Source organism: Psychrobacter sp. AntiMn-1 (genome assembly GCF_001854065.1).
Lineage (GTDB): Bacteria > Pseudomonadota > Gammaproteobacteria > Pseudomonadales > Moraxellaceae > Psychrobacter > Psychrobacter pacificensis.
In genome coordinates, this window is record NZ_CP012969.1 from 631,331 (window position 1) to 648,133 (window position 16,803).

A 16,803-nucleotide genomic window follows, 5' to 3' on the forward strand; every position below is an offset into this window, starting at 1 on the left:
TCCACTATATGGTGATATGAATGGCAAAAACGTCCGGAAAGCGCTTTATGAAACTCGCTGGCATGACAGCAAGCATCGCCGGCAAAGCCGCTAAAAACTCGTTTAAGCATCTCTCGAGTGACGAAGAAAAGCGCCTACAAGCTCGCTCAGACTTGATGCAAGACGTGGGTATCCAGATTGCCGAGACGTTGGGTGAGATGAAAGGTGCGGTGATGAAAGTCGGACAAATTGCCTCACAGTACAAAGACGTGTTCCCGCCTGAGGTCGCAACTGCCCTAGAAAAACTCCAAAAAGATGCACCGCCCATGCCTTATGCGCAAATACGTGCACAAGTTGAGCGTGAGCTTAAAGCACCGATGGCAGAGCTGTTCAGTGAGTTTGACGAGACGCCATTTGCCGCAGCATCTATTGGGCAAGTCCATAAAGCTGTGCTACCTTCTGGACAAAGGGTCGTGGTCAAAGTCCAGTATCCTGATGTCGATGAAAACTGTGATAGCGACCTCAAACAGGTGCGCATGGCGCTAAAAATTGCAGGTGTGCTCAATATGAGTAAGCAGTTGCAAGAGCAGTTATTTAATGAGATTCGACAGAGTCTACACGACGAGTTGGACTATACCAAAGAGGCGCACAATCTGCGTGTATTTGGTGCCTTTCATGCTGATGATGAAGGTCTCATTATCCCAAAAGTCATTAGCAGCCACTCTTCTAGACGGATTTTGACACTGACTGAGGAGATAGGAGAGACATTGACCGTCGCTGCAACATGGGACAATGCCATTAAGCAAAAAATAGCAAAGCGCTTGTTTCATTTTACCGCAGGACAACTATTTAGTCTGTACCGTATGCATTGTGATCCGCATCCAGGCAACTTTGCTTTTCGGCAGGATGGTAGTGTTGTGGCGTATGACTTCGGCGGTATCCGTAGTTATAGTGATAGCGAAGTTCAATTGTTTCGTCGTTTCGCAAAACACGCTATCAAAGGCGATGTGACCGCACTTGAGCAAGACCTCGTCGCCTTAGACATTCGCCGTGATGATGACAAAAACATCCCTGGCGAGTTTTATGAAAAATGGCTATCTATTGGTCTAAAACCACTATCTATCGGCCCATACCAAGAAGGGCCATTTGATTTTGGTAGCAGTCAAATACACCATGAGGCGATTGCCCAAATGCGCACTTCATTAAAATACTTCGGTCAGTTTCAGCCCTCTGCCACCACCATGATGCTAGATCGCACTATATCCGGACAATATTGGAACTTGGTCAATCTTGGCGTTGAGACTGACCTCTCGCCGCTCGTTGATGAGTACATTGAGGTATAGATAAGAGAGCAATCGGTAGTGATATAAAACCTATCACTACCTATCATTAAATGTGGAGCGCGTGCCCGCAGCGATCGCAAAAGTCCGCGCCCACTGCGTGACCGAATTTACCACAGTTTGGGCAAGTGACAGGATTAAGCTGTGGGCGCATATTACGAGCCAGCTCAGAGGTAAAAATACCTGTCGGTACGGCAATAATCGAATAACCTGTAATCATAACCATGGTTGCAATCGCTTGGCCTAACGGCGTCTTGGGCGACATATCACCATAACCCACCGTTGTCATCGTGACGACCGCCCAATAGATAGACAATGGAATACTGGTAAACCCGTTCTCAGGCCCTTCTACTACGTAGATAATTGAACCAAAGATGGTTACCAATAGCACAAGCGATAAGAAAAAGACCGTGATTTTCTGCTGACTGGTCTTAAGTGCAGAGGCCAAAAAACCTGCCTGTTGCATATAGGCTTTAAGTTTTAGGACACGGAATACACGTAAGATACGCAGTACTCGTATCACGAGTAGATACTGCACACCCACAAACATTAGGCTCAAATAACTTGGCAAAACAGACAACAAATCCACTATCCCAAAGAAGCTAAACGCATAGCGCAAGCGATTGGGTGCTGAAAATAGCCTGAGCGCATACTCTATCGTAAATAGAATCGTAAAAAACCACTCTGCATAAAAAAACAACGTGCCGTATTGCAAGCGCATATACAACACACTATCAAGCATGACGACAGCCACACTGGCCAAAATCGCAATCAATAATACAATATCAAAGAGCTTACCCAAACGGGTATCTGTACCTTCGATAATAATATGCGTACGGTTACGCAAGTGTGTTAGGGCTTCAGCGGTTGGTTGCTTCATAGAATCAGTAACTTTATAAAATCAATGGCTTGATAGCGTTCCATGACTTAAAATGTGATGGATAAGGGCAAGTTGGTCAAAATAGTTAAAACTGGTTTATAATATTGCTCACTTATCACAGTGAATACAATCTATAATTTGCCACAGTGTAGCAAAAAAGCACTCTCAACAACATACAAATCGTTAACGTGCAAGTAGCGCTATTACCTGATATAGACAAAGTAATGATAGTATAAAACAAGGTGATCAGACATCGAAGGCTGTAATTCATCGCCTTTTTGCACATAAAAAATAATACGTAAACCTTAAGGATGTTATATGGCAGGCCATTCAAAATGGGCAAATATTAAACACCGTAAAGCCCGTCAGGATGCAGTAAAAGGTAAAATATTTACCAAAATTATTCGTGAAATCGTCTCAGCTGCCAAACAAGGCGACCCCGACCCTGACAAAAACCCGCGCTTACGTGCTGTTATCGAAAAAGCGCTATCAGTCAATATGACTCGCGACACGATCAACCGTGCTGTCGACCGTGGTACAGGCGGCGGTGATAATGAAAACATGGAAGAAGTCAGTTACGAAGGCTACGGTGTCGGCGGTGTAGCGGTACTGGTCGAAACCATGACTGATAACCTCAATCGTACGGTCAGTGAAGTACGTCACGCCTTTACCAAATGTGATGGCAATCTTGGTACTTCAGGCTCAGTGGCTTATCTGTTTACCAAACGCGGCGAAATCACCTTTAATGATGTGAGCCTAGAAGATGAAGTCATGCTAGCTGCACTAGATGCGGGCGCCGTTGATATCGAAAACGATGGTGAAAGCTTGCTTGTCATCACTGAGTGGGAAACTTTCGGTCAAGTTCAAGACGCGCTTAACGCTGCTGGTCTTGTCTCTGACAATGCTGAAGTCACCATGTCACCATCTACCACGGCTGAAATCGACAATGTGGAAGATGCTGAAAAAATCCTAAAGATGATCGATATGTTAGAAGATGCGGATGATGTGCAAGAAGTTTATACTAACGTGAACTTCTCTGCTGACGTCATAGCGCAGCTTGAGGGATAGCCAGCTTAATAACTAAATACTGGCAAGAACACCCCCAGAAAAAGCACCAATCAATTGTCGGTTTGGTGCTTTTTTCTGCTCACTCATTCAATAGTTCAAACGTTATATTTATCTTTATGTTCTACACCTAACCCCTTCAAGCGCCAGCAGATATTCCTTCTTATCTAATCCACCTGTATAACCGCCAAGCTTACCGTCGCTCGCAATCACTCGGTGACAAGGCACAATGATACTAAAAGGATTTTTGCCATTAGCCTGTGCAACCGCGCGGAACCCCTTCGGGCTATTAACACGCTGCGCGAGGGTGGCATAGCTGATGGTTTCGCCATAGCCAATCTCTTGTAGTGCCCGCCATACGCTTTGTTGAAACTCAGTACCCATAGAAAAATCCAAAGGTAAATCCAGTGTCTTACGCTTACCAGCAGCGTAATCTTTGAGTTGGAAAATCGTTTCTATCAGTAAAGCTTGAGTAGGCTCTTTCATGCTTAGGCTATTGCTGTCTATAAAGGTAAAGTCTTCATCTGTCAGGCCATAATATTTTTTAAGCTTAGGGACAGATTTTGAGCTGTGCCAAGTATTACCGGGCAGCAGCCAGTTGGCTTCAACAAGCGTAGGCCGACTATGCTCGCTGACATGCGCATTAGCACGGGCAATCAGTGTTAATTGATGTGACCCAAAAGCTGCTGTGGTAACTATCATAGCGTCTACTTCCATATTATCTTAAAAATGATTTACCAAATAAAACTGGCTATTTTTATTCTTTGTCATCTGTCTCAAACAAAGCGGCGACAAACTGTTTCGGACTAAAGGCGCGCAAGTCATCAATCGACTCACCCACACCAATATAGCGGATAGGCACGTCTGTCGTTTCGGCAATGTTAAACACCACGCCACCTTTTGCCGTACCATCTAGCTTCGTAATGGTGATACCTGTCAATGGTACAATCCTGTTAAATAGCTCAACTTGGTTAATGGCATTTTGACCCGTGCCAGCATCGAGTACGATCATACCTTCATGCGGAGCGCTTGGATCAGCTTTACGCATCACGCGCACCACTTTCTCTAACTCTGCCATCAAATGCGTCTTGTTTTGTAGACGGCCAGCGGTATCTGCTATGAGTACGTCGATATTTTTTGCTTTGGCAGATTGCATCGCATCAAAAATGACAGAAGCACTATCAGAGCCATGACCTTGTGCCACCACTGGGATATGATTACGCTCGCCCCAAATCTGTAGCTGCTCGGTGGCAGCCGCGCGAAAAGTATCACCTGCTGCGAGCATGACTGATTTACCCTCACCTTGTAAGCGCTTGGCAAGCTTACCGATGGTTGTGGTTTTGCCCACACCATTGACGCCCACAACTAAGATAACAAATGGTTTTTTGCTGGTATCAATCACCAGCGGCTCAACTTTTGGCGTTAAGATATCAACCAGCTCACTTTGCAAGGCTTTATATAATGAATGGGCATAAATCAAGTCGCCACGAGCAGTCTGCTCGGTCAGGCTCTTGATGATACGGTTGGTCGCGTTGACGCCGATATCGGCTACCAATAGCTGATCTTCGACCTCTTCTAACAGCTCGTCATCGATCTCTTTACCACCGATAAGTATGCTGACCATCCCTTCGGCCAAATTTTTACGTGACTTACTCAGCCCCGTCTTCATACGGTTAAACCAGCTGCCTTTTTTCTTATTTTCTGGTGACTCTTCAGCAGTTTCTTGCGGCGTAGTCGCTTGTACATTACTGCTAGCGACTGGACTCACGCTTGGTGTATCGCCTAATTGCTCTTGTAATGGCATGGCAGGAATGGTTGTCGCAGTGTTAGGTTTGCTCGTAGTGCCTGTCTCTTTAGCGCTCGAAAAGCTCTCAGAGGCACCTTTAGGGACGTTATGCTCTTCTGTCATAACAATTGGCGTGGCCAAAGCAATATTTTCTGCTGCCTGATTGTTTGAGACGTCTGGATTTGCCGTATTATCCCTTTGTGGCGCAGCACTCTCTGTTTCATCAATAATGGGTACAGATTGCGCCGGTAAACTGGGTAAGGTAATATCATCGTCATCTAAGTCATCAAGACCATCATCAAGGTTGATGACCACACGGTTGCTATTGTTTGGGTTATTCATAAGTTTGCCCTAAAAGTTATCGCTATTAATTATTTGTTTATTACGCCAATCTCAACTTATCGTAGGCCTTTGATTTTTATAGAATTTAAAATTCTAATTGTTTTAACTGAAATTTTAAAAACTAAGTAAACCAATACCTTAGAAAAATAAGTTGAGAGTGGGGTTTGTTTATTGTAAATGGATTTTTAGATTGTCATAAGCTTGCCAGCGACATGACCATGGATTTTAGCCTATTTTAGCATAATTCAAGTCGCGCTCAGCCCTTACCATAGCAGACTGTCATCAAAAATTATCTGCTCAAAAAATCACATAATGATTTGAGAGAGTTTTGCTTAAGGTTTGGACACAAAATTCTGACTTGTTCCTTGCAAGACTTCGCCTACTCTACCAAGACTCATCTAAAAATTCTTATTAGGAAACGCTTATGTCATCACTCTCTAAACACTATAAAAGCATTGCCAATATCAGTGTGGCGATTTTGCTAACGACAACTGTATTATCTGTGGCAGGTTGCAATACTACGCAAGAGTTCAGACCGACCGCTAGTGTCATGATTGGCACACAGACATCACTGTGATGCATTGTATTGCTATGATTACGTCCATCACTTCAGTCATTATTTTATATAAGTAGACCATACCATGCCATTGTCTTTACCACTACCTACTACGCCATTACGCATTGCATGTGCTTTAACGATGGCAACATTATTTTCTGCCTGTCAAACCACCGCATTACCTTCTAGCACGACTACCACCACAAAAAATACGGTCACGACAGATGGGTCATCTCAAAGCGCATTTAGTAAAAATAAAACAACTGATGAGGCAAAGCCCTCTGCGTTGACAATGGATATGTCAGGTCGACATGAATACCAGTTAGAAAATGGCCTAAAAGTCATCGTAAAAGAAGACCACCGTGCACCCGTCGCCATGACCCAGATTTGGTATCGGGTGGGCTCGGCAGATGAGCCGCTGGATAAAGGCGGCATCTCTCACTTACTTGAGCATATGATGTTTAAAGGCACTCCTGATGTTTCAAGTGATGATTATGAGCGGTTGATTGCCAAGTTTGGCGGGGTTAACAATGCTTTTACCAGCTATGATTATACGGGCTACTACGAGCTATTTCCTGCCAATCGTATGCCATTGGCGTTAGAGCTTGAAGCAGATCGAATGAAAAACCTCACCTTCAATGACAAAGAGTTTGCCAAAGAGCACCAAGTCGTCATGGAAGAGCGACGTCAGCGTACTGATGACAATCCCCTTGCCAAAGCTTACGAATCCTTTCGTTTGCTAGCATTGCCTAACAGTCCAAAGGGTGAATCTGTCATTGGGCCCATGAGTGAGCTAGAATCCATCAAACTCTCGGATCTAAAAGACTGGTACAAGACATGGTATGCACCCAATAATGCTACTTTAGTCATCGTCGGCGATGTGCAACCACAAGAAGTACTCACTCAAGTCAAACGATATTTCGGTAAGCTCGCGCCAAGCAACGTACCTAAGCGTAACGCTGTCACTCAAAAAGGCTTTCGTGGTTATCAAAAAGTAGACTCTGAGCAAGCGGTGCAAGTGCCCGTTTTGCTAATGGGTTACAACGTACCTAGCCTAGTGACAGCAGGCGCAAACAATGAAAAACAGGCTTACGCCCTCTCGCTTGCTCAAGACGTACTCGATGGTGGTCTATCTGCACGCTTGGAGAGTCGATTGATACGTGAGCAAGGTCTACTGACCACGGTTGGTACTTCTTACGATTTGTTAGATCGCGGCGATGGACTATTTATGATTCAAGCGACACCACGTGAAGGTGTCAGTTTAGAACAAGCGCAACAAGCCATAATATCAGAGATAGACAAACTCAAAAAAGACCCGATTGCTGCCGATGAAATCAGTCGCGCCAAGACCAATGCCGTCACTGGCCTAGTATATGCACAAGACAGCATGGAAGGACAAGCTCGTATGATCGGCTCACTACAGTCTATCGGGCTAGATGACAGATTACTTGCTAAGTTACCAACCAAACTAGATGGTATCAGTGTCGCTGACATTCAGGCTGCCAGTAAGAAGTATTTGGTTAAGGACAACTTAACGGTGATGCATATTGTGCCCCCAAAAGAGAACACTACCAAAGCACAATAAATACTGCCTGTTATCAGAACGTCCCATAAAAGCGACGATATAACCGTATTCTTAATAAGAAGAACATCATGATTCAGAATAAATATGACTCTCAAGCAAGACAAAAATCTTTGAGTAATGCTTTGCCCTCTACATCATCTAATCTCTCATTAAAAAAGCTATCATACCTTAGTACCAGCATAGTTTTTGCGTTGAGTATATTGGCTAATACTGCCCAAGCCGACACTACAGGCGCTGAAGATTACCGAGCCCCTACTGCTGTTGATGCAAGTGCGCCGATTGCAGCCTTATCTAAACTTACCAGTATCGATGATGCCAAATCTTTAAAAGTCACAGTGCCAACGATTCAAGAGTTTAAGACCAAAGCTGGCGTCCCTGTCATGTTCGTTCAGACCACAGCCTTACCGATCGTCGATGTGGACATACGTTTTAACGCTGGTAGTGCCCGTGATGGCAGCATCAGTAAAGACGGTTTTGGCATCGCCAACATGACCGCAACGATGCTTGAGCAGGGCTCCAAAAGCTTAGATGAAGATGCGTTCACGCGTGCTGTTGAAACACTAGGCATCAATCTGGGCAGTAGTGCCTATAAGGATATGTTCATTGTTTCGCTACGCAGCTTATCAGACGATAAACACCTGTTACCAGCTGTTGATTTGATGACGCAAATGGTGAGTGAGCCTACGTTTAATGACGAGGTATTAGCACGTAACAAGTCACGATTACTCGTTGGCTTACAGCAGCAAAAACAAGACCCTGGCAGTCTTGCCAGTATTGCCTTTGATAAGGCTTTATACGGCAGTCATCCTTACGCTCATCCCTCAGTCGGTACGCTAGAGAGCGTGCCAACTATCCAGAAGCAACAGCTGATAGACTTTAAAAATCGGTATTTAGTGGCGGCAAATGCCTCTATCGCTATGACAGGCAATCTGACCTTGGTACAGGCGAAAAAACTGGCTGAAGATATCACGACTAAACTATCTGCTGGTCAAGCTGCCGCTGATTTACCTGAGCCTAAACCTCTCACTAAATCACAGCACATTCATATTCCCTTCCCAAGTACCCAAACTACCGTATTGATGGGACAATTAGGCAGTAAACGTGCAACCAATCCAACAGCCCAGCAGCAGCAAACCAATTTTGCGGTTGGTAACGAGATAATGGCAGGTGGTGACTTTAATGCCCGTTTGATGACTGAGATTAGACAAAACCTCGGCTACACCTACGGTATTTCAGGATCAATGAATCCGATGCTAGCACGCGGGCCTTATCAGATTGGTTTTTCAACACGCAATGACAAAGCACGTGCGGCAATCGATGCAAGCTTAGCGGTTATCGATGACACGTTAGAAAAAGGAGTCACTCAGGACGAGATACGCCTGACCAAAGACAATCTCAAAAATAGCTTCCCGATGGGTTTTGCAAGTAACGCAGGGATCAATGGGTTGTTAGGAATGATGAATTTCTATCAATTGCCAAACACTTACTTGGCCGATTATGTCAACCGTATTGATCAAGTCACGCTGTCAGGGGTCAACAAAACGCTGCGCGATACCTTAAATCCGGATAACTTTTTAATCGTGACAGTTGGGCAAGACGATCCTTGGAAGGGGATAGAAGCTACGACAAAAACGACCAAATAACAAGAGGGAAATAAGCTAGGTTAAATTCACTCAGTTAGATAACAAATAGCGTGAGTGATGAGCGATTCAGTATGCCCGACTCATCACTCATGTGCTTATTATCTTGTGACTGACTTGTGCTATCAAAAAAGACTACGAATACTCTTTATCAGAGTTATCAGAAATGGTCATTACGATGTCGTAATTGAGGTTTTGAGGCTTATAGGTGGCACCATTATAGCTCAGTCGAATGATATGCTTGTCGTAAGACATGACCTTATAACCACCATTAGCAAAGTTATGTAGCGCGGGGACTATAAGTAAGGCTTCGATTTGGCGATTATTTGTGGCGACTGAAATATGCTGACCTTCTCGAGGATATAGGAAATAGTCACAATAATCGTTTACCATTACTTCTGCAACACGCTCAATAACCTGACTACCCTGTTCTTCTATCAACTTTGGGCATACATCAGCGCGCTCTGAGGCCAAACGAGCATAAGAGTTTCTAATACTGTCTTCAATGTTTTCAGAATTTTGTGCGATGCTATCACGTGTTAGCGCAGCTTTATCTGTCACCAGCGAGCTGTTTTCAGGATAGGGTTCTGGACTGCAGGCACTCACCAATAATATGGAAAATGATGCCATTCCTATTAACGTGGTGTAAATATATTTTGAGCGAAAAAAACGTTGTTTCCTTTCATTCGATTTACTGCATCTTGCAACTGCTGAATGCTGCTTTGTCATAAATCCCGCTTATAATAACCATAATCTTCTTCCTTGAAGAGTGATAAGGATATAAAGATAGTAAATGGAAATATTCATATTAGAACATAAATATTAAATTCCAAACAATTTTTTAGTGAACTTGCGCGTCTAGCCAGCTCATCCTATTAATCATTTACCTGTAAAATTTATAAGCGATATTATACTGTTTCTCGTTTTTTTATTGTCACTAATTTGAGTGTGCGCTTGCTTATGACGCGTTAACCCTTAGCTATAGTGAATTCGGTATAAAAACGATACAGTGGGACTGGGATAAATTTTTCGCAGCATCGAGCAGCGTAGGCACAGCACGCAAGGAAAATTTAGACCAGTTCCACCTTGATATATAATGTATCTGTTTTATTTAGGATTGACTATATCTAATAGCGACAAGAAGAGCTACTACTGGTATGGTTAAAACCCCATTTACGATAACCATCGGTATCGAGATGAATCGCACCTGTGGCATATAAACCCAAGCCAAAGTTGTAAGACTGTCCTTGATACTGCCAAAACTGGCACAAGCCATCCTGCATCGTACTGAGGCGCCATAGGTTGTCTTCGTACTCTGGCACCCAAATATCCATGGCACTTGCATTCATATGCTTGCTACTGCCAGCACCGCCAGCACAGTCGTTCAGCCCAGGGCTACGATACACCGAGCGTATCTCAGTACTTAAAGGCAAAATGCCTTGATTTTTTAGCTCACTATAGAGGTGTAGTGTTGGCACGATATTGGCCCACAACTCTCGCGGTGGCAGCTGATAAGGCTCATAACCGCATTTGTCCCAGCTGCGCGCGGTGGTAAGTAGCTGAGACAGTGGTGGTACATTTTGTGCACCCACACGTGCGCTCAAATAGCGCTGATATTCGGCTACTTGCCTAGCACGGTAACTGTTACTGTTGAGCCATGCATTAAAGTCCATGCTCGTAAGATCGTTATTAGCACTATTATAGGTGTTATTCGTTGTGCTGTAGCTGTTATTACGGTAAGTTGTATTATAAGTCGGTCTTCGTTGATTCACATTGACGCGTTTGTTTTCCTCGATAGACAGACTGGCATCAATTTCAAAATCACGCTGCTTTTGTGCAATCAAGCTTTGCATACTATCGCCATTTGATGCATTTGCGCCACTTAACATAGTGACACCAGGGCGCTGACTAGAGACATTGTTAGAAGGCGATATATAAGCATTGCTAGTGTCGCCACTGCCTTGACGCACTTCGATACGGCGTTCACTACTATCAGTTATAATAGCGGCATGAACATTGATGCTACTCATACAAACAACCAGTGCAAGAATAGGCTTCTGGATTTGTCCATAGTTATGGTTTTTTGATTTTATCATTGCAGGAATCTACCGCTAAAAACGTTTTATCGATACTATCAAATTTTCAGCAAGCAGGCTAAACTATCGCCTCTAATCTGAGGCAGGATATTCGTAATTAACACTTATCCTTATCACTTTTATAATTACGTGACTTTATTGCCTAGATGTTAAGTATCTGCTTGTTTTTTTGTCCGTGAGCTTCTATTAGAATAGAGACCGTCAAATACTCATCACATATTTTATATAAGACAGCTTAGAGAACCTCTCCCTTTTACTCCAACTGCTAGCCAAACTTTGCCTATGTCTTCTAACCCGCAATACCGTTTTTCACGTCAGAGCCATCACTTAGGCCAAGGTCATGCACCGACGATCTGGCAACGTATTCACATCGATCCGTGGTTGACCTTGCTTTTGTTAACGGTTTGCTGCATTGGCCTGACGATTTTATATAGTGCTGCCAGTCAAGACATCGGCATGGTCATACGTCAGATGGTAAGTTACGGTGTGGCATTCACCGTAATGTTTGCGATGGCACAAATACCGCCAAGCCTTTACCGTACCTTTACGCCTGTGTTTTATGTATTAGGTCTTATATTATTGGTATTGGTTGATATCATTGGTGAAGTGCGTATGGGTGCTCAGCGCTGGATCAACTTACCTGGGTTTGGTAGTGTGCAGCCGTCTGAGTTTATGAAGCTTGGTATGCCGATGATGTGTGCTTGGTTTTTGTCCAAGCGTGATCTTCCGCCATCACCGTCCAGTATTGCCATCACTCTGGCATTGATTATCGTTCCTGTATTGCTGATTGCAAAAGAGCCTGATCTTGGCACTTCGCTTTTAGTCGCTGCTAGTGGCATTTTTGTGCTGTTCTTGGCGGGCCTATCTTGGCGTCTGATTTCTGCTGCTGTGGTTTTAGCGATACCTTTTATTGCATTTGCTTGGAACTTTTTGTTGCATGATTATCAGCGTACGCGCGTCCTAACCTTACTCAATCCTGAAGCCGATGTACAAGGTGCTGGATGGAATATTATTCAGTCAAAGACAGCCATTGGGTCAGGTGGTCTCACTGGCAAAGGGTATTTAGAAGGCACACAGTCGCATCTGCATTTTTTACCAGAAGGTCATACTGACTTTATTATTGCAGCTTTCTCTGAAGAATTTGGTTTACTAGGTGTCATGCTGCTGATGTTTATTTACTTTTGCCTTTTGTCGCGTGCCTTGTATATCGCTTTCACCCATCCTGACATTTATAGCAGGCTGCTTGCGGGCGCTATTGCCATGTCTTTCTTCGTTTATATATTCGTCAATGTCGGTATGGTTGGCGGTATTTTACCTGTTGTTGGCGTACCCCTTCCTTTCATCAGCTATGGTGGTACCGCTATCGTGACTTTGATGGCAGGTTTTGGCTTATTGATGTCGATTCACACTCACAAATCTGGTTAAAAACACTGATAAACAATACCTTATATATAAAACATCAGTAAATTATCATTGAAATATGACAAACACACATCATTTATATCTCTCAAAAACACTGAGCATAAAATAAAGCACTCTCGCATGACTAATGACAACAAAGTTTAGATTAAATCAAAGTATCAGCGATTTTGCTACTATTAATATTTTGTTACTTTTAATAGATACTACATAACCCCCAGTCATGACCAGACTATCAAAATGCTGTCATGAGACATAAAGTATTGTTATTTAATTACTTGTATCATACTGTCATTAACAGTGATTTTTTTAACCAAAATGAATTGTAAATCAGGGCTGAAATATTTTATTTCTTGTTTTTTACAAAAAATTGCGTTAACCTCGTTTTACTGTACTTTGATACATAACCCGTACATAGCCACTAACAAAATTTGCATTTAATTATACTTTGGTTGTAGATTGGTCGTATAGTTAGCATCTTGTAGATTTCAGACTTTCAAATACACTACTTAATTAACGGTTTAATAACAAAGCATCACGCAAAAACTTTTAAACCCTTCATTACTTTAGCAATATCAGAAAGTTTGTATATCGGAAGTTTTATAGATACGACATATAGTGACATTGGTACTTACTCTCCAAGTTAAAAATAAGTACTCAATGAATATCACTGACTATCATTTAAGCATTTCCTAAGTAACTACGGTCATTACTACCGCTACTTATGATCATAAAATGAAAAATTACCATATATTGAAACCTATAAGAGTCTCGCCCTAAATATTAATCGCTATCAAAACAATAGATTAATATAAAGATTCTAGAGTTTGATTCACTGTTAGATTGGTCTAACGCTGTCATACTTAATCTAAAAATTTAGAGTTAGGTTTTGGTGTATAAGTTATAGAGGTATTTATGAATAAGCGTTTATCTGGTTTACTTACTATGTCGGCAGTTTTATTCGCTGGCTCTGCAGTTGCTACAAATGTAAATGCTGTAGAAGCAAAAACCTCCCTTGCAATGATTTCACAAGATAACGCCTCCCATATCGATCGTGTACTTGGTGAGCTTAGCCGTCAGCATGATGGTGCATCAAGTTTGGTCAAATCAGCACGTCAGCCTACTTCATTAGCACTTAGTAGTTCACTATTAGCGAGTGATACCACTCAAGTCACTAATGATGAAGATGTGTTAGAGCGTCTAACCGCAGTAGCCTCTAATTCTGTTAGTAAATTTAAGCAAACTGGTCTTGCCTCTTGGTATGGTCGTAAGTTTCATGGCCGAAAAACTGCTAGTGGTGAAACTTTTGATATGAATGGTTTGACGGCAGCACATCGCTCACTACCACTCAACTGCTATGTCAAAGTGACCAACAAGACGAATGGCAAGAGCGTTGTAGTAAAAGTGAACGATCGTGGTCCATTCCATGGCAACCGCGTATTAGATTTATCGTATGGTGCAGCTAAGCGCCTAGGTATCACTAATAAAGGTGTCGGTAATGTCGCTATTGAGCGTGTTTCAGGACCTTAGTTTTAAAACTTATAGCATATAAAAAAGCCCTTAACTTATCATGAGTTAGGGGCTTTTTTGATCAAATCTTTTATACTTTTCAAGATTGGTTATAACTCAAACGCACTTTCGATGGCATCGTCAAGACGTTCAACAGCAATCACATTGATTCCTTTAAATTGAGGCGCATCTTTAGCAGGTGCATTGGCCTTTGGAATAATCGCATGTTTGAACCCATGCTTCATCGCTTCTTTTAAACGCTCCTGACCGTTGGGTACTGGACGGATTTCACCAGATAAACCGACCTCACCAAACACTGCTAATGACGATGGTAATGGCTTTTCTTTGATGCTTGAGGCACATGCCAACAACACTGCCAAATCAGATCCAGTCTCTATGACTTTGACGCCACCAACAACGTTGACATAGACGTCTTGTCCACTGGTATGAATGCCACCGTGACGATGCATCACTGCTAGTAGCATGGACAAACGCTGGAAGTCCAAACCCAACGCCATGCGTCTAGGCTGTCCTTGGGAGTCATCCACCAACGCTTGCACCTCAACCAGTAATGGCCTAGTCCCTTCACGGCTAACCATAACAACAGATCCAGCAACGGGCTTATCATAACGGCTCAAAAATATCGCTGATGGGTTGGCAACTTCTTTGAGTCCCATGTCAGTCATGCCAAAAATACCCAGCTCATTAACCGCACCAAAACGGTTTTTGACTGCACGAATCATCCGAAAACGTGAGTCAGACTGACCTTCAAAATACAATACCGTATCGACCATATGCTCAAGTACACGTGGGCCTGCTAAAGTGCCTTCTTTCGTCACATGTCCCACTAAAAATAGCGCTGTACCTGTTTGCTTTGCATAGCGCGTTAAGATCGCGGCAGACTCTCTGATTTGACTGACGCCGCCTGGTGCAGAATTGATGGCGTCAGTATAAATAGTCTGGATAGAGTCAATAATAGCGATGGCTGGCTGCTCTTGGGTCAAGGCCGCACAAATGGTTTCTACATTGGTTTCTGCGAGTACGCGAAGTCTATCAGCAGGTAAATCTAAGCGTTTGGCACGCATAGCTACTTGTGCAAGTGACTCTTCGCCAGTCACATAAAGCGCGCTACCTGCCAAAGAATCGGCACGTGCCATATTAGTCGCTGTCTGCAACAATATGGTTGACTTACCAATACCCGGGTCACCACCGATTAGTACGACAGAACCAGCTACCAATCCGCCACCCAGCACACGATCAAACTCGCTAATGCCTGTTGGCAAGCGTGTGTCTAGCGTCACACTGACTGCGTTAAGTGGCATAACTGCGCTGTGAGTGCCAGAGTAGTTACCAACTGGTGCAGCAGTACTACGAGAAGTGGATCGGCCGGCATTAGGCTTGGCGGTATTTTTATTGTGATGCGGCATACTGACATTTGGCGCTTCTACCAAGCTATTCCATTCGCCGCAATCTGTACACTGCCCTGCCCATTTGCCAAAATGCGCGCCGCAATTCTGACAGACATAACTGCTTTTATTTTTTGCCATAAATGATGAGCCTTATCCAGATGATTAGTCGAGAATAATGAATAAAATATCGTACGCTCTTTGATGAGTAGGAATGTAAGAGTGTTTGTCGCGATCAGCCAGTTGTGAGTATCGAAAGCTGTATCTGATAGAAGGGAGAGCGTTAAGCGTAGGTTATTCTAAATATAATGAAAATGTTGACTGCTGGCTTTATCAGTTAGTTGCAATGCTAAAATCAGCAGTTCGTGTAGATAAGAATATGAGTAAAAAATGATTTAGCACAGCGGGCTATACTTGAAAGTCTTTACCTAAGTAAACAGATTTGACCAGATCATTTTCTAAGACTTCCGATGAAGTACCTTCGGCAATGATAGCCCCTTCTGAAACAATATAAGCCTTTTCACAGATGGCTAACGTATCACGAACATTGTGATCAGTGATTAAGACACCAATACCACGATTTTTCAGTGTCAAAACAACATCCTTGATATCGCCAACAGAAATGGGGTCTACACCGGCAAATGGCTCATCCAATAAGATAAATTTAGGATCCGCCGCTAGCGCACGAGCAATTTCACAGCGACGACGCTCGCCGCCTGACACACTCATTCCAAGTGAGGTACGTACATGTTCTAAATGAAATTCGCCAATCAGCTTTTCAAGCTCTTGCTGCTGCTCAGCTTTACTTAATTCTGTACGAGTCTGCAAAATCGCCAATATATTGTCTTCGATAGATAATTTACGGAAAATCGACGCTTCTTGCGGCAAATAACCAATACCAGCACGAGCACGCTCGTGCATAGCGTATTTAGACAGATCCATTTTTCCTAGAGTGACACGGCCCTTATCCATATTGACCAGTCCCACCACCATGTAAAAACTGGTCGTTTTACCAGCACCATTCGGGCCTAGCAGTCCAACAACTTGGCCTTGCTCAACAGAAAACGAGACATCTTTGACTACCCAGCGCTTGCCGTAACGTTTACCCAAATTTTGCATAGTCAAGCGAGCGACAGGCGCCGTATTGCTATTTGATACTGAAGAATCTATATTTTTATTGTCACTCATAGCTTACTCTTG

14 protein-coding genes are annotated in these 16,803 nt (G+C 43.2%); 7 read left to right on the forward strand and 7 right to left on the reverse strand.

The genetic code is table 11. The features are described from left to right. Nucleotides 1–20: 20 nt before the first annotated feature. Nucleotides 21–1,322 carry an ABC1 kinase family protein gene (locus tag AOT82_RS02525; protein ID WP_071001670.1) on the forward strand — a complete coding sequence of 434 codons (1,302 nt, stop codon included), beginning with the start codon at nucleotides 21–23 and terminating at the stop codon, nucleotides 1,320–1,322. A 46-nt stretch (nucleotides 1,323–1,368) separates the two neighbouring features. Here the strand turns inward: AOT82_RS02525 and AOT82_RS02530 are convergent, their stop codons facing one another. Continuing rightward, nucleotides 1,369–2,199, reverse strand: coding sequence for an ion transporter (locus tag AOT82_RS02530; RefSeq protein WP_057760421.1), 831 nt, complete (start codon nucleotides 2,197–2,199; stop codon nucleotides 1,369–1,371). Nucleotides 2,200–2,517: 318 nt separating this feature from the next. On the opposite strand from AOT82_RS02530, the gene AOT82_RS02535 reads away from it, so the two are divergent. Continuing rightward, on the forward strand, nucleotides 2,518–3,267 hold the full coding sequence (locus tag AOT82_RS02535) for a YebC/PmpR family DNA-binding transcriptional regulator (RefSeq protein WP_071001671.1): 750 nt from the start codon (nucleotides 2,518–2,520) through the stop codon (nucleotides 3,265–3,267). Nucleotides 3,268–3,381: 114 nt separating this feature from the next. On the opposite strand, the gene AOT82_RS02540 is transcribed toward AOT82_RS02535, so the two are convergent. Continuing rightward, complete coding sequence (locus AOT82_RS02540) at nucleotides 3,382–3,966, reverse strand: methylated-DNA--[protein]-cysteine S-methyltransferase (protein ID WP_071003615.1); 585 nt, start codon at nucleotides 3,964–3,966, stop codon at nucleotides 3,382–3,384. A 55-nt stretch (nucleotides 3,967–4,021) separates the two neighbouring features. Next, nucleotides 4,022–5,392 carry a signal recognition particle-docking protein FtsY gene (ftsY, locus tag AOT82_RS02545; protein WP_071001672.1) on the reverse strand — a complete coding sequence of 457 codons (1,371 nt, stop codon included), beginning with the start codon at nucleotides 5,390–5,392 and terminating at the stop codon, nucleotides 4,022–4,024. Nucleotides 5,393–5,816: 424 nt separating this feature from the next. Between ftsY and AOT82_RS13775 the strand changes: the two genes are divergently transcribed. From AOT82_RS13775 to AOT82_RS02555, 3 genes are all read left to right on the forward strand, one after another. Beyond that, the gene (locus AOT82_RS13775; protein WP_156770952.1) at nucleotides 5,817–5,969 is read left to right on the forward strand and encodes a hypothetical protein; all 153 of its coding nucleotides are present in this window, start codon (nucleotides 5,817–5,819) and stop codon (nucleotides 5,967–5,969) included. Between the two features lie 64 nt (nucleotides 5,970–6,033). After that, a complete protein-coding gene (locus AOT82_RS02550) occupies nucleotides 6,034–7,533 on the forward strand; it encodes a M16 family metallopeptidase (RefSeq protein ID WP_392397109.1) in 1,500 nt (499 codons plus the stop codon). Between the two features lie 200 nt (nucleotides 7,534–7,733). Then, on the forward strand, nucleotides 7,734–9,176 hold the full coding sequence (locus tag AOT82_RS02555; RefSeq protein WP_227517173.1) for a M16 family metallopeptidase: 1,443 nt from the start codon (nucleotides 7,734–7,736) through the stop codon (nucleotides 9,174–9,176). 132 nt (nucleotides 9,177–9,308) lie between these two features. Here the strand turns inward: AOT82_RS02555 and AOT82_RS02560 are convergent, their stop codons facing one another. Both AOT82_RS02560 and AOT82_RS02565 read right to left on the reverse strand, forming a co-directional pair. After that, complete coding sequence (locus AOT82_RS02560; RefSeq protein ID WP_143007420.1) at nucleotides 9,309–9,902, reverse strand: hypothetical protein; 594 nt, start codon at nucleotides 9,900–9,902, stop codon at nucleotides 9,309–9,311. 398 nt (nucleotides 9,903–10,300) lie between these two features. Continuing rightward, on the reverse strand, nucleotides 10,301–11,203 hold the full coding sequence (locus tag AOT82_RS02565) for a D-Ala-D-Ala carboxypeptidase family metallohydrolase (protein ID WP_227517174.1): 903 nt from the start codon (nucleotides 11,201–11,203) through the stop codon (nucleotides 10,301–10,303). Between the two features lie 348 nt (nucleotides 11,204–11,551). On the opposite strand from AOT82_RS02565, the gene rodA reads away from it, so the two are divergent. Continuing rightward, a complete protein-coding gene (gene rodA / locus AOT82_RS02570) occupies nucleotides 11,552–12,694 on the forward strand; it encodes a rod shape-determining protein RodA (protein ID WP_071001679.1) in 1,143 nt (380 codons plus the stop codon). A gap of 909 nt (nucleotides 12,695–13,603) precedes the next feature. Then, the gene (locus AOT82_RS02575; RefSeq protein ID WP_071001681.1) at nucleotides 13,604–14,218 is read left to right on the forward strand and encodes a septal ring lytic transglycosylase RlpA family protein; all 615 of its coding nucleotides are present in this window, start codon (nucleotides 13,604–13,606) and stop codon (nucleotides 14,216–14,218) included. Nucleotides 14,219–14,307: 89 nt separating this feature from the next. Here AOT82_RS02575 and radA read toward each other — a convergent pair whose 3' ends face one another. Continuing rightward, complete coding sequence (gene radA / locus AOT82_RS02580) at nucleotides 14,308–15,744, reverse strand: DNA repair protein RadA (protein WP_071001683.1); 1,437 nt, start codon at nucleotides 15,742–15,744, stop codon at nucleotides 14,308–14,310. A 267-nt stretch (nucleotides 15,745–16,011) separates the two neighbouring features. Beyond that, nucleotides 16,012–16,791, reverse strand: coding sequence for an LPS export ABC transporter ATP-binding protein (lptB, locus tag AOT82_RS02585; RefSeq protein ID WP_071001684.1), 780 nt, complete (start codon nucleotides 16,789–16,791; stop codon nucleotides 16,012–16,014). Between the last annotated feature and the right edge of the window lie 12 nt (nucleotides 16,792–16,803).

What these genes read in the sequence shown, in the direction of transcription:
- AOT82_RS02525 (WP_071001670.1), top strand. Translation starts at nt 21, where the DNA reads ATGGCAAAAACGTCCGGAAAGCGCTTTATGAAACTCGCTGGCATGACA.
- AOT82_RS02530 (WP_057760421.1), bottom strand. Translation starts at nt 2,199, where the DNA reads ATGAAGCAACCAACCGCTGAAGCCCTAACACACTTGCGTAACCGTACG.
- AOT82_RS02535 (WP_071001671.1), top strand. Translation starts at nt 2,518, where the DNA reads ATGGCAGGCCATTCAAAATGGGCAAATATTAAACACCGTAAAGCCCGT.
- AOT82_RS02540 (WP_071003615.1), bottom strand. Translation starts at nt 3,966, where the DNA reads ATGATAGTTACCACAGCAGCTTTTGGGTCACATCAATTAACACTGATT.
- ftsY (WP_071001672.1), bottom strand. Translation starts at nt 5,392, where the DNA reads ATGAATAACCCAAACAATAGCAACCGTGTGGTCATCAACCTTGATGAT.
- AOT82_RS13775 (WP_156770952.1), top strand. Translation starts at nt 5,817, where the DNA reads ATGTCATCACTCTCTAAACACTATAAAAGCATTGCCAATATCAGTGTG.
- AOT82_RS02550 (WP_392397109.1), top strand. Translation starts at nt 6,034, where the DNA reads ATGCCATTGTCTTTACCACTACCTACTACGCCATTACGCATTGCATGT.
- AOT82_RS02560 (WP_143007420.1), bottom strand. Translation starts at nt 9,902, where the DNA reads ATGACAAAGCAGCATTCAGCAGTTGCAAGATGCAGTAAATCGAATGAA.
- AOT82_RS02565 (WP_227517174.1), bottom strand. Translation starts at nt 11,203, where the DNA reads ATGAGTAGCATCAATGTTCATGCCGCTATTATAACTGATAGTAGTGAA.
- rodA (WP_071001679.1), top strand. Translation starts at nt 11,552, where the DNA reads ATGTCTTCTAACCCGCAATACCGTTTTTCACGTCAGAGCCATCACTTA.
- AOT82_RS02575 (WP_071001681.1), top strand. Translation starts at nt 13,604, where the DNA reads ATGAATAAGCGTTTATCTGGTTTACTTACTATGTCGGCAGTTTTATTC.
- radA (WP_071001683.1), bottom strand. Translation starts at nt 15,744, where the DNA reads ATGGCAAAAAATAAAAGCAGTTATGTCTGTCAGAATTGCGGCGCGCAT.
- lptB (WP_071001684.1), bottom strand. Translation starts at nt 16,791, where the DNA reads ATGAGTGACAATAAAAATATAGATTCTTCAGTATCAAATAGCAATACG.